The 25,587-nt window shown below is 60.3% G+C and carries 23 protein-coding genes and 1 tRNA gene; 8 read left to right on the plus strand and 16 right to left on the minus strand.

Annotated features, from left to right (window positions below):
- The first annotated feature begins 19 nt into the window (after positions 1–19).
- Positions 20–694, plus strand: a complete 675-nt coding sequence (locus HJA_RS13915; protein ID WP_035583376.1) for an EAL domain-containing protein — start codon at positions 20–22, stop codon at positions 692–694.
- Here the strand turns inward: HJA_RS13915 and spbR are convergent.
- The gene (spbR, locus tag HJA_RS13920) at positions 691–1,854 is read right to left on the minus strand and encodes a SpbR family protein (RefSeq protein ID WP_035583377.1); all 1,164 of its coding nucleotides are present in this window, start codon (positions 1,852–1,854) and stop codon (positions 691–693) included. The genes HJA_RS13915 and spbR overlap by 4 nt on opposite strands.
- Before the next feature lie 162 nt (positions 1,855–2,016).
- Positions 2,017–3,354 carry a trigger factor gene (gene tig / locus HJA_RS13925; RefSeq protein WP_035583468.1) on the minus strand — a complete coding sequence of 446 codons (1,338 nt, stop codon included), beginning with the start codon at positions 3,352–3,354 and terminating at the stop codon, positions 2,017–2,019.
- Between the two features lie 289 nt (positions 3,355–3,643).
- Here tig and HJA_RS13930 point away from each other — a divergent pair, with 289 nt between their 5' ends.
- On the plus strand, positions 3,644–4,369 hold the full coding sequence (locus HJA_RS13930; protein ID WP_081814725.1) for a DJ-1/PfpI family protein: 726 nt from the start codon (positions 3,644–3,646) through the stop codon (positions 4,367–4,369).
- Here the strand turns inward: HJA_RS13930 and HJA_RS13935 are convergent.
- The 4 genes from HJA_RS13935 to HJA_RS13950 all read right to left on the minus strand — a co-directional run bounded on the left by HJA_RS13935 (position 4,366) and on the right by HJA_RS13950 (position 7,630).
- Positions 4,366–5,301, minus strand: a complete 936-nt coding sequence (locus HJA_RS13935) for a M14 family metallopeptidase (protein WP_035583378.1) — start codon at positions 5,299–5,301, stop codon at positions 4,366–4,368. The two genes, HJA_RS13930 and HJA_RS13935, sit on opposite strands and share 4 nt — an antisense overlap.
- A gap of 118 nt (positions 5,302–5,419) precedes the next feature.
- Positions 5,420–5,504, minus strand: a tRNA-Leu gene (locus HJA_RS13940).
- Between the two features lie 136 nt (positions 5,505–5,640).
- On the minus strand, positions 5,641–7,083 hold the full coding sequence (locus HJA_RS13945) for an NAD(P)H-hydrate dehydratase (RefSeq protein WP_035583379.1): 1,443 nt from the start codon (positions 7,081–7,083) through the stop codon (positions 5,641–5,643).
- A 7-nt stretch (positions 7,084–7,090) separates the two neighbouring features.
- Positions 7,091–7,630 (minus strand): histidine phosphatase family protein, encoded by a 540-nt coding sequence (locus tag HJA_RS13950; protein WP_035583381.1) that lies wholly within the window; start codon positions 7,628–7,630, stop codon positions 7,091–7,093.
- Between the two features lie 476 nt (positions 7,631–8,106).
- On the opposite strand from HJA_RS13950, the gene HJA_RS13955 reads away from it, so the two are divergent.
- Positions 8,107–8,445 carry a P-II family nitrogen regulator gene (locus HJA_RS13955; RefSeq protein WP_034765007.1) on the plus strand — a complete coding sequence of 113 codons (339 nt, stop codon included), beginning with the start codon at positions 8,107–8,109 and terminating at the stop codon, positions 8,443–8,445.
- Positions 8,446–8,499: 54 nt separating this feature from the next.
- Complete coding sequence (gene glnA, locus HJA_RS13960; RefSeq protein ID WP_035583382.1) at positions 8,500–9,903, plus strand: type I glutamate--ammonia ligase; 1,404 nt, start codon at positions 8,500–8,502, stop codon at positions 9,901–9,903.
- A 189-nt stretch (positions 9,904–10,092) separates the two neighbouring features.
- Here the strand turns inward: glnA and clpX are convergent, their stop codons facing one another.
- The 4 genes from clpX to HJA_RS13980 all read right to left on the minus strand — a co-directional run bounded on the left by clpX (position 10,093) and on the right by HJA_RS13980 (position 13,791).
- Entirely contained in the window at positions 10,093–11,355 is a 1,263-nt protein-coding gene (clpX, locus tag HJA_RS13965) for an ATP-dependent Clp protease ATP-binding subunit ClpX (RefSeq protein WP_035583383.1), read from the minus strand.
- Between the two features lie 125 nt (positions 11,356–11,480).
- Positions 11,481–12,104, minus strand: coding sequence for an ATP-dependent Clp protease proteolytic subunit (locus HJA_RS13970; RefSeq protein ID WP_035583384.1), 624 nt, complete (start codon positions 12,102–12,104; stop codon positions 11,481–11,483).
- Positions 12,105–12,217: 113 nt separating this feature from the next.
- A complete protein-coding gene (locus tag HJA_RS13975; protein WP_051597720.1) occupies positions 12,218–13,132 on the minus strand; it encodes an alpha/beta fold hydrolase in 915 nt (304 codons plus the stop codon).
- 62 nt (positions 13,133–13,194) lie between these two features.
- Entirely contained in the window at positions 13,195–13,791 is a 597-nt protein-coding gene (locus HJA_RS13980) for a uracil-DNA glycosylase family protein (RefSeq protein WP_035583385.1), read from the minus strand.
- 47 nt (positions 13,792–13,838) lie between these two features.
- Here HJA_RS13980 and HJA_RS13985 point away from each other — a divergent pair, with 47 nt between their 5' ends.
- The 4 genes from HJA_RS13985 (at position 13,839) to HJA_RS14000 (ending at position 18,529) form a co-directional block, all read left to right on the plus strand.
- Complete coding sequence (locus HJA_RS13985) at positions 13,839–14,735, plus strand: pirin family protein (RefSeq protein WP_035583386.1); 897 nt, start codon at positions 13,839–13,841, stop codon at positions 14,733–14,735.
- Between the two features lie 68 nt (positions 14,736–14,803).
- Positions 14,804–16,552 carry a M28 family metallopeptidase gene (locus HJA_RS13990; RefSeq protein ID WP_035583387.1) on the plus strand — a complete coding sequence of 583 codons (1,749 nt, stop codon included), beginning with the start codon at positions 14,804–14,806 and terminating at the stop codon, positions 16,550–16,552.
- Positions 16,553–16,613: 61 nt separating this feature from the next.
- A complete protein-coding gene (gene rlmJ / locus HJA_RS13995) occupies positions 16,614–17,396 on the plus strand; it encodes a 23S rRNA (adenine(2030)-N(6))-methyltransferase RlmJ (protein ID WP_051597721.1) in 783 nt (260 codons plus the stop codon).
- Positions 17,384–18,529: an FAD-dependent oxidoreductase gene (locus tag HJA_RS14000; protein ID WP_035583388.1), complete on the plus strand. Its 1,146-nt coding sequence runs from the start codon at positions 17,384–17,386 to the stop codon at positions 18,527–18,529. Before rlmJ ends, HJA_RS14000 begins: the two co-directional genes overlap by 13 nt.
- Here HJA_RS14000 and lpxB read toward each other — a convergent pair.
- Genes lpxB through bamA form a run of 6 tightly spaced genes read right to left on the minus strand, consistent with a single transcriptional unit; the run spans position 18,491 to position 25,557 of the window.
- Positions 18,491–19,669 (minus strand): lipid-A-disaccharide synthase, encoded by a 1,179-nt coding sequence (lpxB, locus tag HJA_RS14005; protein ID WP_035583389.1) that lies wholly within the window; start codon positions 19,667–19,669, stop codon positions 18,491–18,493. The two genes, HJA_RS14000 and lpxB, sit on opposite strands and share 39 nt — an antisense overlap.
- Positions 19,666–20,511, minus strand: coding sequence for an LpxI family protein (locus tag HJA_RS14010; protein WP_035583390.1), 846 nt, complete (start codon positions 20,509–20,511; stop codon positions 19,666–19,668). The genes lpxB and HJA_RS14010 overlap by 4 nt, the downstream gene beginning before the upstream one ends.
- A 3-nt stretch (positions 20,512–20,514) precedes the next feature.
- Entirely contained in the window at positions 20,515–21,306 is a 792-nt protein-coding gene (gene lpxA, locus HJA_RS14015) for an acyl-ACP--UDP-N-acetylglucosamine O-acyltransferase (RefSeq protein ID WP_035583391.1), read from the minus strand.
- Between the two features lie 38 nt (positions 21,307–21,344).
- Positions 21,345–22,361, minus strand: coding sequence for a UDP-3-O-(3-hydroxymyristoyl)glucosamine N-acyltransferase (lpxD, locus tag HJA_RS14020; protein WP_035583392.1), 1,017 nt, complete (start codon positions 22,359–22,361; stop codon positions 21,345–21,347).
- An 11-nt stretch (positions 22,362–22,372) separates the two neighbouring features.
- Positions 22,373–22,969 carry an OmpH/Skp family outer membrane protein gene (locus HJA_RS14025; protein WP_035583393.1) on the minus strand — a complete coding sequence of 199 codons (597 nt, stop codon included), beginning with the start codon at positions 22,967–22,969 and terminating at the stop codon, positions 22,373–22,375.
- Positions 22,970–22,995: 26 nt separating this feature from the next.
- On the minus strand, positions 22,996–25,557 hold the full coding sequence (gene bamA / locus HJA_RS14030; protein ID WP_035583394.1) for an outer membrane protein assembly factor BamA: 2,562 nt from the start codon (positions 25,555–25,557) through the stop codon (positions 22,996–22,998).
- Between the last annotated feature and the right edge of the window lie 30 nt (positions 25,558–25,587).

Here is a 25,587-nt window from a genome sequence, read left to right on the forward strand (position 1 = left end):
GACAGATGAGCGGGACACAATGAAACAGACCTGGGCCAATACGACCGTCCACACAATCCCCACACCGGCCGTTCGGTTCGACCCGGTGCTGGACCTTGCCACGGGCGATGCCCTCGGCATGACGGCGGAACTGCCCTTCTGTTTTGAAGACGGCCCTTCCTTCGGCCCGGCCCGCGTCCGCAAGAGCGAATCCAATTCCGCCAAATGGGTTGCTGACCGCATCGGCGAGATTTCCAGCATTGCCCATGAATTCCGCCACGATCACCGCCCGATTATCGTGCCGGCACCTGTCGCCGCCCTTGCCAATCCTGACACGGCCCTGGCCTGCGATGCCCGCGTGCGCCGCAGCGTTTTCTGTCAGCAGGAATTCTGCATCGAGTTTACCGACACCGCCTTTGCCGGTGATGCCGCCGACTGCACCAGCCGCGTCGCGCATTTCCGCCGTCATGGCTTCCGCGTGTCCGTAGACATGCGCAAGTCCTGGCAGACGCCACTCGCCGAAGGCATGCGCCTGCTGATCGACACGCTGCGCGTCGACGCCCGCAACCTCGATTGCGACCTCCTCATGGAGACGTGTGAGACCGCTGCCGCTGCTGGCATTCTTGTTATTGCGGAGAACGCCAACTGGCGTGATGCGGATGAGCTTGGCCGTCTTGGCATTTCCGCCGGAACGCGCCTGCGCGCAGACGCTTAAGCGGCGTCCGTATCGGCGTCGTCAGCTTCTTCGGCGGCGGCCATCTCGGAATAATAGTCCAGCTTTTCCAGCAGGTATTCGAGGTCGTCCTTCGGGATCGCCTGGAACTGGGTCAGCACGCGCTCGATCATGCGGGCGCGGAAACGGGCCCGGTCATTCGGTCCGCCGTCATAGGCGGTCTCATGGAAGACGTTCACCGCCGCCTTGAAGGCCGGCAGCATCTTGCGCGGCAGGCCCGCCCTGTCGAACACGGCCTGCAGGCCCAGAGGCCCGGCATCATGGATCATCAGCCAAACGCGCTGGTGCGCCACGCCCGACAGCTCCGCCAGCGCATGCTCCACGAACGGCATCTGCCCGCAGCAGAGCGCACGCATGATAAGGGAATGGCTGAGACGGCCATTGAGGTTCAGCTGCGAGACAAACCGCACGAGATCGTTTGACCGCCCGGCCTGTTCGACCAGGTCGATCGTCGCCCGCTCGCGCGCCCCGGCGGCCAGGTCGATCGCCATCTGCGCCGGCAGCTCATGCCGGTTCACCAGCATGTCGAACAGCTGGCCGGAGACCAGCGAAACCATCTTTTCTGCGATATGGGTCGGAATGAACTCACGCCGGATCAGGCCCTTCTGGACGATCTCGTCACTGCCGAAACGGCGCAGCGTGTCTTCATAGGCCCGGTCGGTATATTCAGCACTGGAATTGGAGGCGAGCGCCCGGACGGCTTCCACCTGCCCATGCTCGGAAATCACTTCCGTCAGAGTCACGGAGATCCCGTCCCGCGCCGCGATGGCTGCCTGCTTGGCCGCCGTGACGGAGAGGACCAGCTCGATCAGGTCTTCTTCGGTAAAAACCGGCGAATCCTGCAGCACCGGAATGGCGACGGCCTCGATGTCCTGTGCCAGCTTCAGGGCGATTTCGCGCGGCAGGATCGGGGAATTGCGCAACGTGACCGACAGCGTGCGGCGCACGAGGTCCGCCGCGTCATCCGCCAGGATCGCCATGATCTCTTCAGCGTATTTGCGCTCTTCCTCGCTCAGCACATCCAGTGCAATCCGGCGGCACAGACGGTGCGCCACCGACGCGCGCTGCTCGGGCGTTTCGCCCTTCATCAGGCGGTGGATGTCCTGCTCTGTCAGTTGCGGCCGGATGGCTTGTACGCTCATAGGAACCGAAACCCCTCATTAACGATTCGAGGCACCTTCGCCTGCCCCGGTTAATAGGCGGTTTACCAACCCGCTCCCACCACCTGAGAACAGTCGGCCAGACAGCAAAACGCCGGGCTTTGGGGCCCGGCGTTGTTAAATTTTCGTGAGGTTGGAAGAAGCTTACTCTTCGTCTTCCTTGAACAGCTCTTCGCGGGAGACCGTCTTGTCGGTCACGTCCGCCTCGCCGAGGATGTAGTCAACGACTTTATCCTCGTAGATCGGGGCGCGGAGCTGGGCCATCGCGTTCGGGTTCTTCTGGAAGAACTCGATAACCTGACGCTCCTGGCCCGGATACTGGCGGGCTTCCTGGATCAGGGCCTGCTGCACTTCCTGCTCGGTGATCTTCACGTCGTTGACGCGGCCGATCTCTGCCAGGACGAGGCCAAGGCGCACGCGGCGCTCGGCAATCTCGCGATATTCCTTCTTCAGGTCGTCTTCCGACTTTTCCTTGTCGGCGTCGTCGACACGGCCAGCATCCATCTCACGCTGCAGCTGGTCCCAGATCTGGCCGAATTCGGCTTCGACCATGTTCGGCGGCAGGTCGAAGCTGTGGGCTTCGTCCAGACGGTCCAGCAGGTCGCGCTTGGCTTTGCTGCGCGAGGCCTGGTCCAGTTCGCCTTTCAGCTGGTCCTTGATGAGACCCGTCAGCTGTTCCAGCGACTCAAGGCCGAGGCCCTTGGCGAACTCGTCGTCGATCTCGGCTTCCTTCGGTGCGCGCACTTCGTGCACCTTGGTTTCGAAGATCGCGGCCTTACCGGCCAGGTCTTTGGACGGGTAGTCTTCCGGAAAGCTGACTTCGAGGTTCTTCTCTTCACCGGTCTTCACGCCGACGAGCTGCTCTTCAAAGCCCGGGATGAAACGGCCGGAGCCGAGCACGACGGTCTGCTGCTCGGCGGTGCCGCCATCGAAGGGCTCGCCGTCGATCTTGCCGACAAAGTCGATCACGACAGCGTCGCCGTCTTTCGCCTTGGCGGTCTTGGCGCGCGGCTCATACTGCTTGTTCTGCTCAGCGAGGTTCTTCAGCGCCTCCTGGACCTGCTCGTCAGCCACTTCGGCGACCGGGCGAGTGACTTTCAGCGTCTTCACGTCAACCGGCTCGAATTCCGGCATCACGTCGACATGCATGTGATAGGCAAGGTCGGCCTCGCCCTTCACGACGTCTTCGATGTCGCCTTCCAGATGCACATCCGGCTGGCCAGCCGGGCGCAGCTCTGCGTCCTCGATGGCTTTCTGGTTGGTTTCATTGACGGTCTTGTCGATGATTTCGCCCATCAGGTCGCGGCCGAACATCTTGCGGACATGCGACGCAGGCACCTTGCCCGGGCGGAAGCCCTTGAGGTTCATGGTCGGGCGGATTTCCTCAATCCGGGCGTCGAGCTTGGACTGCAGTTCGCTTGCAGATACCTTGACGGCAAAGGTGCGGCTGAGACCTTCTGCCTTCGTCTGGGTCACTTCCATCGGTTCATTCATCCGTTCTGGCGATCAGGCCCGGTCATGCCCTTCCGGCAGCCATCTGATCTGTGTCTGAAGGGGCGGCTTATGTCACACGGAAAACGCCCTGTCCACGCGGGTTCTGCGGGTTTCGCAGCGGCATAAAACTCCTCGAACGCGCGCCCGCCCCAGCCCAATTTCCCGGCGGTGCTGCACTCGCGGTGGCTTGCAGCGCGGAATCAGGACGTCCGGGCGTATCCGGGCTTTCGCTCCTCCCCCTGTCGCTGCAAGGCTTCCTGCAGAATGGAGAGATCACATGAAGCCTTCAGCCCTGCTCGCCAGCACCTTCTTTGCCCTTCTCGCTTCGGCCCCGGCCACCCTTGCTCAGACCGCTCCGGTCGCAACCCCGGTCGCTGCCCCAGCCAAGGTTAAATCAAAGACACTCGCCATCGTCCTTTTCCCCCGCTTCGAAACGCTGGACGTGTTCGGCCCGGTCGAGATGTGGGGGCGGCTGGACGATTATGAGATTGTCACCGTCTCCGAGCATGGCGGCACGATTACCTCCGCTCAAGGCATCGACACGGTGACTGACTATAGCTTCGCCGACGCGCCACAGTTTGACATCCTCATGATCCCCGGCGGCATGGGCACGCGCACGGAAGTGAACAATCCGGTGATGCTGGAGTTCCTGCAAAAGCAGGACGAAGGCACGGAGTACACGACCTCAGTCTGCACCGGCGCTGCCGTGCTGGCGAAGGCGGGCCTGCTCGACGGGCGCAAGGCGACTTCGAACAAGATGGCCTGGAGCTTCGCTACCAGTCAGGACGGCGACGTGCTCTGGCAGCCGAGCGCCCGCTGGGTCGAGGACGGGAAATATGTGACCTCGTCCGGCATCTCCGCCGGCATCGACATGGCCCTCGCCCTGATCGAGGACCTTGAAAGCCGGGAGAAAGCCGAGAACGTCGCCAAAGTGGCGGAATACATCTGGAACGATGACCCGGCAGATGATCCGTTTGCGGTGGAAGTGGCGGAAACGAATTAGCCCGGCTGTATGAAGCGCACGGAGTTCGCCAATGCAAAGTCCAGCGCCGCGCACACGGCCGCCACCTGTGCCCGGTTGCAGTCTTCCGGGGTCACACGCGGGCTGTCCGGGTAGACTTCGGTGGTCGTCTTGAATTGCGCATTCGTGATCGACGCGCAGAGGGCCAGCTGCGTCAGCGGATACTCGATGATGCCAGGGCCGATAATGGGCGAGCCAATGATCTCCCCCTTCTCATCCGCCGGGGCGATGTGGGTCACCTGTTCGACCGCCGAGATGACGGCTTGCTGGAAGTCAAGCTGCGGATCCTCGCTGTCGGCGACCAGGTAGAACCCATCGGGAATGGTGCCCGGTTCGAAAGGCTTGCCATCGCGCGCGCTCAGGGCCGGCCTGAACTCGGTTTCGTCACTGTCCGTCGTTTCGTGCAGGTCGATATGAAGGAGATAATCGCGTGAAGTGGCCCGCACCAACTCGATCAAGGCTGTCGCCTCACGTGCCGGCCCATCCGCCCGGAAATTCCGGTTCGGATCGATGGCATCGTAATTCCAGCGGTTGATGCGCTCATAGGCCCACGGGCTCACACAAGGCGCCACCAATAGGTTGACCTTGCCAGCATAGGCGGCTGCGGATTGCTCGAGAAAAGCGAGGGCGCCCATGACGCCGCTGGTCTCGTATCCGTGCACGCCGCCGGTCACCAGGGCCGTCGGCAGGGCCGGGTCCCAATCGCGGCTGCGAAAGGCATGAAGGTCATAAGATTCGCCAGCATATTCGATCCGGCCGTAGGTCACCCGCTCGAACCGCTCGTCCAGCCCATCCATTCGGGAGAGGACATCGTCAGCATAGCTCCGCTGTGGCGTTTGCAGGGCTCTCCACTTGTCGCGTTCCGCGTCGCCCCAGGGTTTTCCGGGAACACCGATCGAGGGGTCAAATGCCATACGAATTTTTCCTTTGTATATGTGCCCGGACCGGCCGGCTCTCGCTTGCGCTTCGAGCATTCAATTCCTGAAATCGATCCTCGACCGATTTCTGGCGCGGAGCGCCACCGGAATTGAATGGTGCGGATGAGAGGACTCGAACCTCCACGCCTTGCGGCGCTGGAACCTAAATCCAGTGCGTCTACCAATTCCGCCACATCCGCGTTCCGGCGGAACCCTTAGGCGAGTGCGCGCGCAGGCACAACGGGGCACTGCACAGCAGACGCCTGTATATGGTCCATACATGGTGTATTCACGGTGTTCTTTATTGCCTGAAGGGCCGCTTATCCAACAGCTGGCTCAGCCAATCTCGCCATGCAGCGCGCTCAGAATGTCCGGCACTTGGCGTTCAAGGTCTTCCGAGATCAGGCCCGCACCCACGCGCCGCCCGGCCTCGCCATGAATCCACGCCGCCATGCTGGCCGCGACCAACGTGTCGATTCCCTGCGCCATCAGCCCACCTGCAAAACCTGCCAGAACATCGCCCGATCCTGCCGTCGCGAGCCAGCGCGTCGCATGAATATTGACGACCGCACCGCCATCCGGCTGGGCAATCACGGTGTCCGGCCCCTTCAGGAGCACAGTGCATCCGGCTTTGACCGAGGCCTGGCGCACGGCTTCGACCTTGTTCGTGGCGGTCTCCAGCAAATCTCCGAACAGGCGGTTGAACTCGCCGATATGCGGGGTCAACAGGTCTGTCGGGCGCAGGCGTTTGAACAGCTCATCCTGTTGTGACTCAAACACGGTCAGCGCATCGGCATCGAGCACGGCCCGCCCCGGACCGTTCAGGATTGCCTCGACATTGGCGCGCGTCGCCGGGGTGATCCCGGCGCCCGGCCCTGCGATCACGACCGAAGCCGTCTGGATCGCTTCGGCCAGCTCTTCCGCGCCATCGACGGCTTTCACCATCACAGCCGTCAGCTGCCCGGCGTTCACCATCAGTGCCGAGGGCGGCGTCAACAGGGTCGCCAGCCCCGCCCCGATGCGCAGGCCTGCCCGCACGGCGAGGCGCGCTGCGCCGGTCGAGGATATGCCCCCGCTCAATACTTTCAGATGCCCGCGGCTGTGCTTGTGGTCCGCCATGCCCGGCTGCGGCAGCATGCGCAGCCACAGCATCGGGCTGTTTTCCATGAGACGCGTCTGCACCGGCACGCCGATGTCCGCGACAAAGACATTGCCGCAATAGGCCGACGCCGGGCGGAGAACATGCGCCGGGCGTAGTGCGGCGAAGGTGATTGTCCCCTCCGCAATGAAACACGGCCCGAGCGGTTTGGCCCGCAGGCCGCAAATACCAGACGGCACGTCGATGGAGATCACGCGCCCGCCGCGCTGGGCGAGCTGGGCCGCCGTGCCTTCCAGAGGCCGGGAAAGCCCGCCACCAAAAAGCCCGTCCAGAACAAGATCGTGCGGGGCTTCTACCGCGTCTTCCAAGGTGCCGACCGGGCCACCCCAGAGCGCGGCGGCTTTGGCAGCATCGCCCGTCAGCTCAGCCACCGGGACCATGCTGTAGACTTTCACGTCCCGCCAAAGCTTCGCCAGCTTCGATGCCGCGACGAATCCATCGCCGCCATTCCCGCCGGGCCCGCACAGGACCTGGATAGAGCCTTCCGGCCAGTTGGCGTGGACGAATTCGGCGACGGCATCGCCAGCCCGCTGCATCAGTTCGAAACTGTCGAGGCCCTGCGCAAACACCGCCTGTTCGGCGGCCTGCATTTCCTGCGGTGTAAGTATCGGTCTGCCCATGGCAGGCTCATAACACGCGAGTCGCGGCCTGGCTTCCGTATTCAATGACGCGCGGCACCGCGCCACCGAAGTCCACTTTGGTGATGGAACAGTGCCCAGGCCGGAAGACGGTGGTCCGGCTGTCCTGATCAATCAGGCTGACGACCGCATTGATCGCCACGAAATGAGAGAAAACGGCCGTATTGTCCGGAAGGAGCGACAGCGCCTCCGCAATCTTTTTGCGCCAGGCGTCATGCGCCGCGCCTTCCTTCTCCCATGTGCCCGCCATGTAAGACCGGAGCCATTCGACCCGGTCATGGACACCAACGGGCGTTTCGATCTCTGATACCACGGGTTCAATCTGAGCCGTCACGTCCGCCTGGCGTTCGAATGCTGCAGCCGTATCGCGGCAACGCTGCATGGGGCTGCAGACCGCGCTGCGCGCCCCGAGGCCGATCAATGTGGCAGCAGCGGCCTCGGCTTGCTTGTGGCCAAGTTCGCTCAGCCCCGGGTCGGGGTGATTGCCCCAGCTTGCCGCGGCTTCGCCATGGCGGACGAGATAGATCATGCTGATGCCCTCAGTTCGACGTTCCGTATATCCAGAGCCGGAAGGCCGACACCAGACTCTGCCCGGCGGTGATAGACCACGGTCCTGCAGATGTTAAGGCACCGCCCCTTTGGCCATCCTGCAGGCACCAGACATCAAAATTTACCTTTTTGCCCATGCCTTGAGCGCTCCGAGACACGCTGCGATGCACTCCGCGCGAGTCACCTGCCGGACCATTGAGCCCATTCGCCTCGCCGATATTTACTGTGCAATCGCCCGGGGCCACTGCACATTCCTCGTCATAGCAAGGCGAAGGCAGGCCAGTACTTCCCGACTTTGGAGCAAACCGCACTGACCAATTATTCAGCAACGACGCACAAAATTCGACCACGCCCGTGTATGACACGGCACGACACGCATGAATGTCTCGCCTACGCACGGGAAGCCGCCTACCGGAGTCTATAGTCAGACACTCAGCGGCTGGGAGAACACGGGCCATGAAAAAAATTGAGGCAATCATCAAACCGTTCAAACTCGATGATGTGAAAGAGGCTCTGCAGGAGATCGGCCTGCAAGGCATGACTGTCATCGAAGCCAAAGGGTTCGGCCGCCAGCGGGGGCACACCGAACTCTATCGTGGCGCCGAATACGTTGTCGACTTTCTGCCCAAGCTGAAAATCGAAATCGTGCTGGCAGACAGCGCTGTCGACGGCGCTGTGGAAGCGATCAAGAAAGCTGCACATACCGACAAGATCGGCGATGGCAAAATCTTCGTTTCCGATATTATTGACGCGGTGCGTATCCGTACCGGTGAGACGGGCGAAACTGCGCTTTGATCCGGCATAACGAAAAACACATTTCAGCAAATTTACAGATGGAGGGCATTTCCAATGGCTGAAAACCTCATGAAGATCATGAAAGACGAAGACGTCCAGTATGTGGACCTTCGCTTCACCGACCCGCGCGGCAAGATGCAGCACGTGTCGTTCCACAAAGACATGGTCGACGCGGATTTCTTTGTAGACGGTCAGATGTTCGACGGTTCGTCCGTCGCTGGCTGGAAATCGATCAACGAGTCCGACATGCTGCTGAAGCCGGATACGGCGTCGGCAATCATCGATCCGTTCTTCCAGCAGACCACACTCGCGGTGATGTGTGACATTCTGGATCCGATCACCGGCCAGGCTTACAACCGCGATCCGCGGATGACTGCCAAGAAGGCCGAAGCCTATGTGAAACAGTCCGGCGTTGGCGACACCGTCTTCTTCGGACCGGAAGCAGAGTTCTTCGTCTTTGACGACGTCCGCTGGAGCGTCGAGCCGCATAATACCGGCTACTCGTTCGACTCCACCGAACTGCCGATCAACACCGGCAAAGAATACCCGATGGGCAATATGGGCCACCGCCCGGGTCCGAAAGGCGGCTACTTCCCGGTTCCGCCGATCGATTCCGAGCAGGACATGCGCAGCGAAATGCTGTCGGTCATGGGCGACATCGGCCTCGACCCGGAAAAGCACCACCACGAAGTGGCCCCGGCCCAGCACGAACTCGGTCTGAAATTCTCGACCCTGACCGTGATGGCTGACCGCCTTCAGCTCTACAAATACGTGGTGCAGAACGTGGCAGCGTCCTACGGCAAAACGGCAACCTTCATGCCGAAGCCCATGTACAAGGACAACGGTTCGGGCATGCACGTGCACCAGTCCATCTGGAACGGCGGCAAGCCACTGTTCGCCGGCGACGGATATGCAGGCCTGTCCGAGACCTGCCTCTACTACATCGGCGGCATCATCAAGCACGCCAAGGCCCTGAACGCGATCACCAACCCGTCCACCAATAGCTACAAGCGTCTGGTGCCGGGTTACGAAGCACCGGTCATGCTGGCCTATTCGGCTCGCAACCGCTCTGCATCGATCCGTATTCCTTTCGGCGACAACCCGAAAGCCAAGCGTATCGAAACGCGCTTCCCGGACCCGATGGCCAACCCCTACCTGGCCTTCGCTGCCCTGCTCATGGCTGGCCTCGACGGCATCGAAAACAAGATCCATCCGGGCGACGCCATGGATAAGGACCTGTACGACCTGCCGCCGGAAGAAGCGAAAGCCATTCCGCAGGTCTGCGGCTCGCTGCGTGAGGCCCTGGCGGCTCTCGATGCCGACCGTGACTTCCTCAAGAAAGGCGGCGTCTTCGATGACGACCAGATCGATGGCTACATCGACCTGAAGATGGAAGAAAACATGAAGTATGAACTCCACCCCCACCCGGTCGAGTTCGACATGTACTACAAATACTGATCGCACTGTCCGATCGGATCACCCGACACAACGGGGGAAGGCGGGGCCGGCATCGAAAGATGCCGGCCCTTACCGTTCCAGCCCCTCCATGAGGTAACAGGTCAGGTGACGACACGTGATCTGCGTAAACAAAAACCCCGGCGCAAAGGCCGGGGCTTTTCATATCTGTCCTTGGTGAAGACCTGAAGATCAGCCGGCTTCCGGTTGGCTCTTCTTGGCGTGGACGTAGAGTGGCTCGGCATTGCCGTCGACGACTTCGCCGCTGATCACCACTTCCTCGACACCGCGCAGGTTCGGCAATTCGAACATCGTGTCGAGCAGGATGCCTTCCATGATGGACCGCAAGCCCCGTGCACCCGTCTTCCGCGTGATGGCGCGACGCGCGACAGCTGTCAGCGCATCCGGCGTGAAGGTGAGCTGCACATTCTCCATGTCGAAGAGACGCTGATACTGCTTCAGCAGCGCGTTCTTCGGCTCAGTGAGAATCTGGATCAGCGCCTTCTCGTCGAGGTCTTCCAGGGTCGCGATCACCGGCAGACGGCCGATGAATTCCGGGATCAGGCCAAAGCGCTGGAGATCTTCCGGCTCCACGTCACGAAGTACTTCGCCAACACCACGGGCTTCTGCGTCCTTCACGGTTGCACCAAAGCCGATTGAGGCTGCTTCACCACGCGCGGAAATGATCTTGTCGAGGCCAGCAAATGCACCGCCACAGATGAACAGGATGTTCGTTGTGTCGACCTGCAGGAATTCCTGCTGTGGATGCTTTCGGCCACCTTGCGGCGGAACCGCCGCCACAGTGCCTTCCATGATCTTCAGAAGCGCCTGCTGGACTCCCTCGCCCGACACGTCACGCGTGATGGACGGATTGTCGGACTTGCGGGAAATCTTGTCGATCTCGTCGATATAGACGATGCCGCGCTGGGCCCGCTCGACATTGTAGTCGGCCGATTGCAGCAGCTTCAGAACGATGTTCTCGACGTCTTCACCCACATAGCCCGCCTCAGTCAGCGTCGTTGCGTCGGCCATTGTGAACGGCACATCCAGGATACGCGCCAGCGTCTGCGCCAGCAGCGTCTTGCCGCACCCCGTCGGACCGACCAGCAGGATGTTGGACTTCGACAGCTCAACACCGTCTGTCTTTCCGGCGTGGGAGAGGCGTTTGTAGTGGTTGTGAACCGCAACAGACAGGATCCGCTTGGCGTAGGTCTGGCCGATAACATAATCGTCCAGCACATCGCAGATCTCCTGCGGTGTCGGAACACCTTCACGGGAGCGAACCAGCGAGGTTTTGTTTTCCTCGCGGATGATGTCCATGCAGAGTTCAACGCATTCATCGCAGATGAATACGGTCGGACCAGCAATGAGCTTCTTAACCTCATGCTGGCTTTTGCCGCAGAACGAGCAGTAAAGCGTGTTCTTGGAGTCGCCTGAGCCGGTTTGTTTGGTCATGCTGTCCTCAATGCCGTTTAAGGCTTAACGTGGTTTTAAGCGCCCGGACCCAGTTCCTTAACAGAACAATATGGGCATTGGCCTGCACTGCAAGTGGCAGGCCGCAATACGCGAAATGGCGCGAACTATTTCTCATCCTCTGCAGCCCGGCGTTCGAACACCTTGTCGACGATGCCGAATTCCTGGGCTTCCTCAGCCGTGAGGAAGGTATCCCGGTCCAGTTTACGCTCGATCACGTCGTATTCCTGGCCGGTATGCTTAACGTAAATCTGGTTCAGGCGCCGCTTAAGATCAATGATTTCCTCGGCGTGGCGCTCAATATCGGTTGCGACACCGGAATAGCCGCCGGACGGCTGGTGCAGCATCACGCGGGCGTTCGGAAGCGCAAAACGGGCGCCTGGTTCACCTGCAGCAAGCAGCAGCGAGCCCATCGAGGCCGCCTGTCCGATGCAAACCGTGGACACAGGGCAGCGGATGAACTGCATCGTGTCATAAATCGCCAGACCGGACGAAACATAACCGCCGGGGCTGTTGATATACATGGCGATTTCTTTTTTCGGATTTTCCGATTCGAGAAACAGAAGCTGCGACGTGATCAGCGCGGCCATGCCATCATCGATGCCACCGGTCACAAAGATGATCCGCTCCTTGAGGAGGCGCGAGAAGATGTCGAAGGCCCGTTCGCCACGGCTGGTCTGCTCCACCACCATGGGGACCAGGTTGAGGGCAGTTTGATACGGATTTGACATAAGTCGGGCCTCGGGCGTCGAAAAAAGGAATCTCTACTTTGCCAGAACTGGCAGAATGGCTGATATTTGTCCACGCAGGCAGTGCTGCAAGAGGTGATGCGCTGTGGAAAGCGTTAGCGAAACGGCCATTCCGGCGCCCGGCTGGGCAATTCGCCTTCGGGATCCATCATAAAGGCCAGATAGTCGTCATGCACGGTTTGTGCCTGAAGGTCCCGCAGCAGCATGTGATAGCCCTGCTCGTAATAGACCGTCCGGACATAAGGCGGCAGCACTTTGGCCGTCCGCTCCACCCCCCTTACCGGGACGACATAGTCGTTTGCCCCGTACGACATCAGCGTAGGCAGGCCCTTCGGCAGGTTCGGCGCACGCTCATGCGCCCGCTCCATCAGCGACACAAGTCCGTAGACCTGATCGATCCGATTGGTCGGCATCATCAACGGATCCGCCCAGGTCCGCTGTAGCATCTCGACATTGTCCGAAGGCTCGATCCGGACGAACCGCCGGGGCGGCTGCACGACCCAGCCGGGGCGGACGTGGGCCGACAGCCAGAGACTTGTCCGATAAGTCAGGTTCATCGCCCCCCATCCCCGCAGGCCCGGCCCGGATGCGATGAACTGGTCGGCGAGCGGCGGATGTTCAGACCCGAAAGCCGAAATTGCGACGGCGGCGCCCATGGAAATACCAACCACTGTGATCTGCGCATCGGGGTGGCGCTGCCGGGCGATGTCCACCGCTGTTCGGAGATCCTCCCGCATCAGGTCCTCTTCGGGCCAGATTCCCCTGCCAGGCGAACGGCCAAAGCCCCGCTGGTCATAGGCATAGACGGTGACGCCCTGTGAGGCCCAGTAAGGCGCCGCCATGTGGAATGCATTTGCATAATCGTTCATGCCATGCAGGCCGACGACGACGTGCCCTGCTGCCGGCCCATCTTCCTGCCCCTCCCAACAGGTCAGGCCGAGCCTGGCCCCGTCATAAGAGACGAAAGTATTCTGATCCGGAAGGAATTCCGGCGTCACGGATTGCGTCATAGGAAACGGTTCCTGAGTTGAAGGCGTTGCGCACGCGCTGATTGCCAGCATTGCAAGCAAAGTCAGCCGGCGGACAATGCGGAGCGAACCGCGCGCCGCAGCTCGGGCAGAACGTCTGCCTCGAACCATGGGTTGCGTTTCAGCCATGCCGTGTTCCTCCAGCTTGGGTGCGGCAGTGTGAACATGTGATCACGCGCATGGCTTTTCCAGTTCGCGACCGTCGCCGTCAGTGTTTTTTCAGCCTTTCGCCCAAGATGCCATCGCTGCGCATATCCTCCGACCAGCAGGATCAGCTCCAATTGGGGCAATTGCGCCAACACGCGATTACGCCAGACCTCAGCGCACCGTTTCATCGGCGGCAGGTCGCCGCCTTTTGCATCATAGCCGGGGAAACAGAACCCCATTGGCAGAATGGCGATTTTCGAGGCGTCGTAGAATTCATCACGTGACACGCCCATCCAGTCCCGCAGTCGGTCGCCTGATGGATCATTGAAAGGCGTGCCGGTTGTATCGGCCAGATTGCCCGGCGCCTGCCCTGCAACAAGAACTGTTGCGGTATCTGATAACTGGAAAACAGGATTGGGGGCACGCTCCATGTCCGTCTCGCACAGACGGCACTGGCGCATCTCCTTTATCAGGGACTGGAGATCATCGCTCATGATGCCATATTTGAGGGTGAATGCGGCCGCGAAAAGGAGAATTCAGCATGAACGGGCACATCTCGCGGAAAATTGAGCCGAGAGCGCGTGACTTGGGCGGCGGCTTCCGCGTGCGCCGGGTCCTGCCGTTTCATGCCCAGCGGATGGTCGGCCCCTTCGTCTTCTTCGATCATTTCGGTCCGGTGGACTATGCGCCGGGCGAAGGATTCGACGTCCGGCCACATCCGCATATCGGCCTATCGACGGTGACCTATCTTTTTGAAGGTGCGATTGAGCACCGGGATTCCCTTGGCACCGATATTGTCATCCGCCCGGGGGCCGTGAACTGGATGACGGCGGGGCATGGCATCGTCCATTCCGAGCGAACGCCGGCACCGGAACGCAAAGCCGGCCAGAAAATGCATGGCCTGCAGACCTGGGTCGCCTTGCCGAAGACGCATGAAGGTATTCCACCGGCTTTTGACCATCACCCCGCCGATACCCTGCCCGAATTCGATCATCGAGGCGCACGAATGCGAGTCCTCGCAGGGGAAGCTTTCGGCCAGGCATCGCCGGTCAGCTTTCCCTGGCCAATCCTCTATGTCGCCTTCGAGGCGGACGATGGCGCAAGCCTGATCCTGCCGCACACGCTGGCCGAAGAGCGGGCGATCTATCTCGTCAGCGGAAAGGCTGAAATCGAAGGGGAGATCTTTGACGAAGGCCAGATGCTGGTGCTGACTTCAGGCGCAGATGTCGCTGTCCGGTTTGAGCCGGGGACGAAGGGCGTGATTTGTGGCGGAGCAGCGATGGATGGCCCGCGCAAGATCGAATGGAATTTTGTCGCCAGCGACCAATCCCTGATCGACCAGGCAAAAAAAGACTGGGAACACTCCGCCGGGTCAGGTGGATCTGACCGGTTTCCGACGGTTCCCGGTGATACGAAGGAATGGATTCCCCTTCCCTGAGGCACAAGCTTGCTCCTCGCCTGCCCCCGTGCAAAACCCCTCCTAACAGGATTGTTACGGAGAATCTCATGAAGAAGCTGTTCCTGGCAGCCTCCCTGCTGGCGTTGACCGCCTGTGGAGAGAAAGCCGCCACGGTCGACACCGCCCCCGAAACAGAAACGAACGAAGCCGCAGCTACGCCGGAATTGCTGATGCCGCTTCCGGAAGGCACCGTCGCGGACATCACCGCCGACGACCTGGCGGTCCGCATCAAGACGCTCGCAGACGATACGTTTGAAGGCCGCGGCCCCGGTACACCCACAGGTGAAGCTGCTGCTGAGTGGATCGCTGCAGAGATGGACCGTATCGGCCTCGAACCGGGCGGCGACAACGGCAGCTATCTCCAGGAAGTGAAGATGGTGAACCAGACCATCGATCCCTCGAAATCCTATCTGAACTTCACTTCGGAAGACGGCACGGAAATCCCGACTACGCTGAAGGATGACGCCGTGATCTGGACCAAGCGCCAGAATGCGACCGAACTCTCCTTCGATCCGAGCGACGTCGTTTTTGTCGGCTACGGCGCGGTTGCTCCGGAGTATGACTGGAACGATTACGATGGTCAGGACTTCACCGGCAAAACGGTGATTATCCTTGTGAACGACCCGGGATTTGCCACGCAGGATCCGGACCTCTTCAAAGGCAAGGCCATGACCTATTATGGCCGCTGGACCTACAAGTATGAGGAAGCCGCCCGCCAGCACGCTGCAGCGGCCATCGTTGTCCATGAGACCGCGCCGGCCGCCTATGGCTGGGACGTGGTGGCAAACTCCTGGTCGGGTGCTCAGTCTGATCTCGTCCGCGCCAATGGCGGCGAAGACCGCACCACAATGGAAGCCTGGATCACCCGCGACAAGGCAGAAGAACTCTTCAAGGCCGCAGGTCTTGATTATGAGACGCTGAAAAACGCTGCCAAGGAGCGCGGCTTCAAGCCAGTTCCGCTCACCGGCCTAAAAGCTGAAGGCGCGATCACCCAGAAAATCGAACCGCTGACCAGCCACAACGTGATCGGCGTTCTCCCCGGGCAGACAACACCGGATGAGTATGTTCTTTACACGGCTCACTGGGACCACCTCGGCAAGAAGTCCGGCGAGAAAACCGGCGCGCCGGGCGAAGACTTTTACCAGGATCAGATCTTCAACGGCGCTGTGGACAATGCAACGGGCGCTGCAGCACTTCTGGAAATCGCAGAAGCCATGGCTGCTCAGCCGCTCGACCGTTCCGTCATGTTCCTGTCTGTGACGCTGGAAGAGTCCGGGCTGCTCGGCTCTGAATACTTCGCCCAGCACCCGACGGTGCCGCTGAACAAGATCGTGGCCGGTATCAACATGGACGGCTCCCTGCCTGTCGGGCGTACGCATGATATGGTCGTCGTCGGTTATGGCGCGTCCGAACTTGAAGACATGCTGATCGATTACCTCGAAACGCAGAACCGCGTCGTGAAGCCGGATCCGAAACCGGAAGCTGGCTCGTTCTATCGCTCGGACCATATCTCGCTGGCAAAGCGCGGCGTGCCGATGCTTTATGCGGATGGCGGGGAAGACAAGCTGGACGGCGGCATCGCAGCCGGCAAAGCCATCGCCCAGGCCTACAACGAACAGCGCTACCACAAGCCCATGGACGAATATTCGGACGACTGGGATCTCTCGGGCAATGAAGAAGACGTGACCGCACTCTTCGAAGTCGGAAAGGCGATTGCGCAGTCCGACAAATGGCCGACCTGGTATGAAGGCAACGAATTCGAAGCGGCTCGCAAGGCCAGCCTCGGAGAAGAATAATCCTCTGCCACCCGCCGGAAACTTCCGGCGGGTGGCATCTTTTACAACGAGGCCTCTCGGCATGCTCTCCTACCAGCACGGATTTCATGCGGGCAATCGTGCTGATGTCCTCAAGCATGCTGTCCTGCACGCGATCCTGAGTGCTGCAGCAAAAGAATGCCCGAACACGCTCTACGTCGAGACCCATTCCGGACGCGGACGGTATGACCTCGACGGCGCTCAGGCCACAAAGGGCGGGGAAGCGCAGGATGGCGTTCTCTCACTTCTAGAAGACGGCGCACCAAAGCCGCTACGCCCCTGGCTGGATCTGGTGAAGCAGCGAGGCAGAGGCGACTATCCGGGCTCGCCAGCCCTCGCGCAGCAGCTTCTGCCGTCATCATCCCGCATGATTTTCTTTGAAAAGCACCCCACGGAACACAAGGAACTCGTCAAGGCCCTCGGAACTGACCCACGCCTTCAGGTGAAACATGCTGATGGATATTCAGGCGCCCTGAAACTTGCACCGCGCAGCAGTGAGCGGATGATCTGTTTCGTTGACCCGAGCTACGAAACCAGCCGCGATATTGATGCCCTCGCCCTGTGGACCCCGAAGGCGCTCAAGCGCTGGCCCAAAGGTACGCTGATCCTCTGGCTGCCACTTTTCAAAGACGGACGGGAAATCGAGTTCGGTGAATACCTCACTGAACTGGATGACTGTTTCGTGGCCGGCGCCCGCTGGCCAATGGACCCGCTGGATGAAGGCGCCCTCGAAGGGTCTGCAATCGTCGCCTACCGCGCACCTGCTGCTGCGCGTGAGGCATCCCTGAACATTGCCAGCGCCCTACAATCCTGGTGGGTGCGCTGACGGCGCGGGACCGCCACGTTCTGCTCGCAGGTGGCGGGCACGCGCATGCGGTTGCACTGCGCAGACTTGCGAAGAAGCCTCTGGCCCCTGGCGTCAGTCTGACACTCGTGGCGCCTTCTACGCAGAACCTCTACAGCGGAGCCCTTCCGGGCGTCATAGCCGGCCATTGGACGGCCGATTCCATAGGCGTGCCTCTGGAGCCGCTATGTGCAGCCGCGGGTGTATCATTCGTCCAGGACAGCATTACTTCCATAGACGCGGGGGCAAACACCGTACAGCTCGCGTCCGGCAATACGCTTTCCTTCGATCTGGCGAGCCTCGATGTTGGCTCCGGTATCCGACCGCTGGAATTTGCCGGAAGTAAAAACGGACTTGTTCCGATCCGGCCGATCAGTCCATTCCTTTTGAAATGGCAAGACGCGATCAAGAGTATAAGAGGCTCTGACACACCGCCTTCCATTGTTGTGATAGGCGCGGGTCTGGCAGGCATTGAGGTTGCTCTGGCGATAAAATTTCGCCTGACGCAGGTAGGGGTTCCGGATGCAAAGGTTCATCTCGTCGATGCTGGTAATGAAATCGCCTCCGGCAATTCTCTGGCTCTCCGCCGCAAGCTGTACCGCGCCCTCGACCGGGCAAACATCGCACTATGGCTGAATGCGCGCGTTCGATCCGTAGACGCTGGCATCGTGAGTCTCTCAACCGGCGAGACGCTCGAAGCCGCTCTAGCCGTGAACTGTGCCGGTTCTGCGCCACATGACTGGATTGGCGAGTCCGCGCTGAGCACGGTTCAGGGGCGTGTTGAAGTTGACCCCTGCCTTCGTTCCACAAGCCATACAAATATCTGGGCCGCAGGGGACACAAGTTACTTCAAGGCAAGCCCTCTGGAACCAGCCGGTGTGTTTGCTGTCCGCGCCGGCCCGGTGATTGCGGAAAATATCCAGCGTTGGTCACAGGACCAACCCCTGACACATTTCAATCCGCAGTCTGATTACCTGAAGCTGGTCAGCCTTGGTGAGCAAAAAGCCATTGCCGAAAAGTTCGGCATCACATTGGAAGGTGGCTGGGTCTGGAAGCTGAAAAAGTGGATCGACTTCTCATTCCTGCGGCAACACAGCCTGCCCGCGCGCGACTGACAAAATCGCATCGGCAGAGATCCCGGCAGAGGAATGTCCCTTGCCCTGCATCCGGCTCAGGGCGGCCCGCTGGGCGTCTTTCTGTCGTTCCAGTTTTTCCGGATCGCTCAGCCATTCGATCGCCTTCCCGGCGATCAGTTCGGGTTTCTGTTGTGTCTGGACGAATTCCGGGACGATTTCCTGATCGTCGGACACGATGTTCAACAGCGTGATATGATGCTTCTTGTACAGCAGTCCCCGCGCCAGCGCCCATGTCAGCCAGCCAGTCCTGTAGGCAACGATCATCGGCGTCCCCTGCATGGCAAGCTCGCTGGTCACCGTGCCGGAACACGCGAGCGCCACATCCGCCGCCGCCATCGCATCGTAACGCTCTTCTGGCGCATGCAGGACTTCAGCCCAGCCGGAGACATCCGGAAACGTCTCATCAAAGGTATCAGCCATGTTACCCGCAGGCGAAACGACAATACGGACGTCTGGCTTTTCTTTGGCGACCTGCTTGGCGGCTTCAAGCAGGGCTGGCGCAACCTTTGCCAGTTCGCTTCGCCGGCTACCGGGCAAGACCAGACAAATCTGCTCATCTGGCCCGATGCCTCTTGCCGCCCGGAACTTCGCACCGTTTCCGGGTCTGTTTCGCGAAAGGGCCGGATTGCCAATCACCGTCGTCGGCAAGCCGAACGGCGCGTAATAGGGCGTTTCCATATCATGCATGCAAAGCAAGTGGTCTACCGTCGCCGCCAGCGTCTTCGCGCGCCCGGGCCTTGTCGCCCAGACCTGTGGTCCGATCAGCTTGATCAGCTTGATTTCCGGTGCCCTTGCCCTCACTCGCTGAGCGACACGGAGCATGAATCCCCAGGAGTCCACGAGAACGACAGCATGTGGCCTGAACGCGATGATTGCATCTGCCGCCGCATCCGCCAGCTTTACCACAGTCCCGTAAGCCCTGATCCCCTCGGCAAACCCCAGGATGGAGAGGGGCGAAATGTCGAACGGAGAGTTAATCCCCACAGATGCAAGTTCCTGCCCGCCAATCCCGGCGAATTCCACATCATCTGCCTTCTGACGGATCGCTTCAACGACCTCCCGGGCAAGAAGATCCCCCGAGGCCTCCCCGGCGACCATGAAGATGCGCAGGCCGCTCATGAAGCCTCGTCCGGTGAAAACCCGTAAATGAAGACACCCAATTGGTCCGCCGCCGCTTCCATTTCGGCCCGGCGAAGTAACAAGGCGCCCCCTGCTTCCACAGCCAGCCCGGCGAGCCCCGCAGCCGCAACCAGTTCAACGGTTGAGACGCCAGTTGTAGGGAGGTCGATCCGACGCTCCTGCTCCGGCTTCGGCCGTTTAGCAAGCACACCGCGCCGGGCGCCGGACGTTCCGCGGATAGCCTCAGGCAGGGTGGCGCAACGCCGGAGCATTTCGTCCGTACCCTCCTGAGCCTCCACTGCCAGGACCAGGCCATCGCAGACAACGCAGCCCTGTCCGATGTCCAGAGCCCCCGTTGCGGCAGCCACTTTTGCGGCATGGCGGATGTCGGCCATGTTCACATCGGTCGGCGACGGACCGGCAATCAATCCGGCCGGGGCCAGCAGTGTCTTATTTGCTTCCTCGCTCCCGATCACGTTGAAGCCGTGCTTTTCGAACTCGGCGACGAGGACCTTCAGCAAGGCATCATCGCCTTTGCGGGCCTCTGACACGACTTTGGGCAACAACATGGCGCCCCGCATATCGAGCTTCAGATCCTTGAAGTTTGGACGTTTCACAATACCCGCGAAAACCACGTCCTTGCAGCCTGCAGATTTCAGGCGGTCGATTACGCCGCCAATCTCTCCCAGCCCGACCACGTCGCCCGGATATTCGGCCAGCGCCGGCTCTTCAAATCCTTTGAGGCGTAACACATAAACGCCTTGCCCACTGGCTACGGCATTGCTCGCAATGGCGACGGGGAGTTCTCCCAGTCCTGCAATCAAACCCAGAGGCGCTGTCATGGCTCAGGCCGGCTTGCAGATCGGCCGGTCTCCACCGGCCTGAATGAACGAGATCAGTTCCATCGCCAAAGGCTTGTCAGAAAAATCCGCCGCCGCCTTCGCCAGACGGTCCCTGAACAGACCTTCCCCAAAGAACACGGCCTTGTAGGCACTGCGGATCTGCATCAATTGTTCTTTGTCGAACCCGCGCCGCTTCAGACCGACCATGTTCAGGCCTGACAGTTTGGCATGGTTCCCAACAACAGAGCCGAACGGGATAACATCTTCCACCACGATCGCGCCGCCGCCGATAAAGGCATTGCGTCCAATCCGGGAGAACTGGTGCACAGCGGCAAGGCCGCCGAACCAGACATGGTCACCGACCTCGATATGGCCTGCCAGCGACACATTGTTCGCCATCACCACGTGATTACCGATGTGGTTGTCATGCGCGATATGGGCACCGATCATGATGTAGCAATGATTTCCGACTTTCGTCAGACCACCGAACTTCGGCATGCCGGCATGCGCGGTTGCATATTCCCGGAAAGTGCAATTCTCACCAATTTCCAGCCGGGACTCCGGTGTACTTTCAAAGCCGATCACCTGAGGGCTGCAGCCAAGCGTTGCATGAGGAAACAGCACGCTGTTGGCACCAAGGCTGGTATGTCCGGCCACGACCGCGTGTGAATGCAGTTTGCACCCGTCGCCGATCACCGCATTTGCACTTACGTGACAAAACGGGCCAATAGTGACTTCCGTACCCAGTTGGGCGCCTTCTTCCACGAAGGCGGAGGGATGAATCTGTGTCGACATGGCGGCATCTCTTCTGAGTGGCGTAAAACAAACGCCGATCAGCTATTTTTCTTCGGGTTTGCCTGTTTCTGCAACCATGCGACTTCACGCATCCACTGACGGAGCGGTTTTGCAGGCGTGCCGCCCCATGTTTCACCGTCTTCGACATTGCGGAACAGGCCGGAAGACGCAGCCAGGCTGACCCCTTCTCCGACCCTGACATGATCGGCGATGCCAACCCGTCCGCCAAGCATGGACTGGTTGCCGACCCGAACCGATCCCGAAATTCCGCCAAAAGCGGCCATGATGACCGATCGTCCGAAAACGACATTGTGCGCGATCTGGCAGAGATTATCGATCTTGGTACGTTCGCCCAGGATCGTGTCCTCGAACACGCCCCGGTCGATGCAGGTATTCGCCCCGACGGTGACATGATCCTGCAGGATCACCCGGCCGAAGTGAGGTGCATCACGCTGCCCATCGGGCGCCGCCATCACACCAAAACCATTTTCACCGATCCGCGCGCCGGCCAGCAAGGTGACATGGTCACCGAGCAGCGCGCAGAAGACACTCGTATTTGCACCGATCTGACAATGCCGACCTATCTGAACACCTGGCCCGATCGACGTATTCGGACCGATCCAGCTGCCCTCACCAATAACAGCGCCCGGCCCGATAACAGCCCCTGGCGACACTCTGGCCGTCTCATGTACCTGCGCATCAGGCGCGATACGGGCGTCACCAGTCCAATCCAGATGACGCGGCCGGTACATCGCCAGCGCGGCGATCGCATGCGCGTAGCGTGGAAACCGGACGACGAGCCTGGGAGCCCCCTCCGGCACATGCCGCAGGTTTGCTTCATTCGTCACAAAGATCGCCGCGTTTGGCGAAATCTGGGGCACGGACTTTCCATCGCCATCCAGGAAAACAAGGTCACCCGGCTGAGCCTGGCCGGCGGACGAGATACCCGTGACGGGCAACTCGCCATCGCCGTCCAGCGGCGCGCCAGTCATCTCCGCGACCTGCCCAAGCGTCAAAGCCCCCAATGGCGCATAGAACCGCGGATCGACTGTCACGTTTTGCTCCGTTACTGCGGATTTGCCGGCTGATCCGGAATTTTCTGACGCGTCACGGTCAGCGTCGGCGACGCCGCATCCAGCTTCTGAATAACCAGAGCCGTCGCATCAATCGAGTCAGCGGAGTAAACCACCGAGCTCTTGGAGACGACGAGCTGAGCATTCTTCTCCTGGATCACCTGAAGCAGAACCGGCTCAAGTGCCTTGTTGAAAGTTGCCAGGGCAACGCGTTCCGTGAGCGAAAACTCCTGAGAGGCTTTTTGGGCTTTCGCCGCGAAGGCATTGGCCTTGGCCTGATAGGCATTCAGCTCGGAAACAAGAGCCGCGTCGGCATTTACCTGCTCGCGCGACTTGCCCTGCAGCTTGCCGTCCAGCGTCTTGCCTTGAGTTTGCAGACTGGTGCGCTCTGGTGTCAGCTCATTGTTCATCTGTGTTTCGATGTTGTTGAGCTTGGTCGCCATATCCTTGCCGGCCTTGCTTTCACGAAGGATTTTCACTTCGTCGATGGCAATGACGTTGCTGCCCTGTGCAGCGGCTGTCGGCACAGTGAAGGACGCGCTGCCGATAAGCAACGCGAAGGCAAACAAGAGTTTCTTGAGGTGGGACATAGCAGTCTCCATTCTGGGGCTTGCGATTAGAAGCGGGTTGAGGTCGAGAACCGGAACGTCTCTGTCCGGTCATAGTCCTCGCTTCGGAGGATCTGGGAGAAGTCGAAGCGGATCGGGCCGAAGGGCGAGTTCCAGAACACGCTCAGACCGGCCGAAGCGCGCAACGACGCGGCTTCTTTTGTCAACTGTACAGCAGGCAGCCCGGTGATCGGGTCCGTCGTATAGAATGTCGGCGCCTTGTCCGGGCCGCGCAGCGTTCCCAGAGACCCGGCATCCACGAACAGGGCGCTCTTGATGCCATACTCTTCGGGGAAGACATTCGGAAGGCTCAGTTCGAACGTGCCCTGATAGTAGAGGTTTCCGCCCTGCGCATTCAGGCGCCGGGTGGCAACGATTTCACCGGTTTCAGGATCGACCACCTGCAGGATCTCACGCGGTCCGAGACCGGCGACATCAAATCCGCGGAAGGTCGAACCACCGCGGAAGAAGCGGTTGTTGATGCGGATACCTTCACCATCCTCCAGCGGGAAGACATAGCCGCCAGACAGGCGTGCGCTGGCGACAACACCTTTCCAGATGCCGCGATAGAAGGATGCGCGCGTTTCCGTGCGAAGATAGTGCACGTCACCGCCGATGCCGGCGAGGTCCTGGCTGAGAGAGACGTCGAAACCGCGCGTCGGCGTAATCGGGTCGTTCGTCCGGTCCCAATAAAGCTGATACCCGATGATGCTGGAAAGGTCGGTGCGTTCCGACCGGCAGATTGTTTCACGATAGAGATATGTCGGGTCACAACGGTCCAGAACGGTTTCCTGGCCGTCAATGACGTCATCCGGTCCGGCGCGCCGGAATGTATCATCCGTCTCATCGTCTGGCGTATCGGCCCCGCCTGTCTGAATCAGGCGCGTCGAGCGCTGTCCGGTCTCCAGGTCGATCAGGAGCGGAATGTCCGTCACATCGATGTCGTCATATTGCAGACGATAGGACAGCCCCAGCTGCATACGTTCTGTCAGCGGGAAGCCCACGCGAACACCGGCACCGTAGGTATCGCTGGTGAAGTAGGAGATGTCGCCAAAGTCCTGCCGCGTCGCAAAGACGTCGATACCTGCAGACAGGTTCCGGTCCAGGAAACGCGGCTCGGTGAAGCGAAGGTCGACCACCTGCTGGCGGCTGGACGATGAAACGCGTGCGACGACCGACTGACCGCGGCCACGCAGGTTCCGCTGGCTGGCCGAGAGGTCGATCAGGTAGGAATCTACTGAGGAAAAGCCCGCCGCGAAGGACAGCTCACCGGTGGGCTGTTCCTGAACGCTCACATTGACGATCGTGCGGTCCGGCTCGTCGGTAGGAACTTCCTCAATGTCGACTTCCTTGAAGTAGCCCAGTGCCCGCACCCGGTTTTTGGAGCGGTCGAGGAGGATCCGGTTGAAGGCATCGCCTTCAGAAATTCTCAGTTCGCGGCGGATCACACGGTCCAGCGTCTGCGTGTTGCCGACAATGTTGATCCGGTCGATGTAGACGCGCGGACCTTCGTCCACAACGAAGGTGACATCGATCCGGCCCGTCTCCGGGTTCACGTCGAGTTGCGGGCGGATGTCGACAAAGGCATAGCCTGCAATACCTGCGGCATAGGTCAGGGAGTCGATCGTGCTTTCGATCAGGTCCCCACGGAAAAGAGCGCCTTCCTGGATCGGAACCGCGGCCCGCAGAGCTTCAGCATTCAGCTTCTCAAGCGCCGTCTCGACCTTGACCTCGCCAAAGTCATACTGGCGCCCCTCATCCACCGTCATGGTGATGTAGAAGTCTTTCTGGTCCGGTGTCAGCTCAGCCACGGCCGAGGTTACACGGAAATCGTAATAACCATTGTTCTGATAGAACTGACGCAGCTGGTCCCGGTCATACTCCAGACGGCCCGGGTCGTAGTTGTCGTTCGAGCTGAAAAAGCGCCAGAAGCGGGACTGCTTGGTCACGATCTCGCTGCGCAGGCGGGAGTCAGAATAGGCTTCATTGCCGATGAAGTTGATCGAGCGGACGCCGGTGACCGGCCCCTCAGTGATCTGGAAAATCAGGTCGACGCGATTCTGTTCCAGCGGCTTGTACTGGGGTTCGACTTTCGCGGCGAAGCGGCCGGACTGCCGGTAAAGCTCCAGCACACGCTGAACATCGCTCTGAACGCGGGCAGCTGTGAAGATACCGCGCGGCTCAGCCTGAATTTCTTCCCGGAGCTTGTCCTCTTTGAGCGCCTTGTTGCCCTCGAAGATCACACGGTTGATGATCGGGTTTTCCACAACGCGGACGATGAGATCATCGCCCAGACGGTCAATCGAGACGTCTGCAAACAGGTTCGTCGCGAACAGCGTCTTCAGCGAGAGGTCGATCCGGTTCGGATCGAACGTGTCACCGGGTTCCAGCAGCAGATAGGACTGGACCGTCCGCGCCTCGATACGCTTGTTGCCCTGGACGACAATCGAACGGATCGTACCCCCATACCGATTGTCTTCCTGCGCCTGGGCCGAACCAGCCACGCCACCCACGCTCTGAAGCGCGAACACGCTGGTCGCCATAAAGGTCGCTGCAAGAAACTTACGCATCGTCGATTAAACTCTCTGATTAGTCCCTGA

This window comes from Hyphomonas jannaschiana VP2 (assembly GCF_000685215.1).
Taxonomy (GTDB): domain Bacteria; phylum Pseudomonadota; class Alphaproteobacteria; order Caulobacterales; family Hyphomonadaceae; genus Hyphomonas; species Hyphomonas jannaschiana.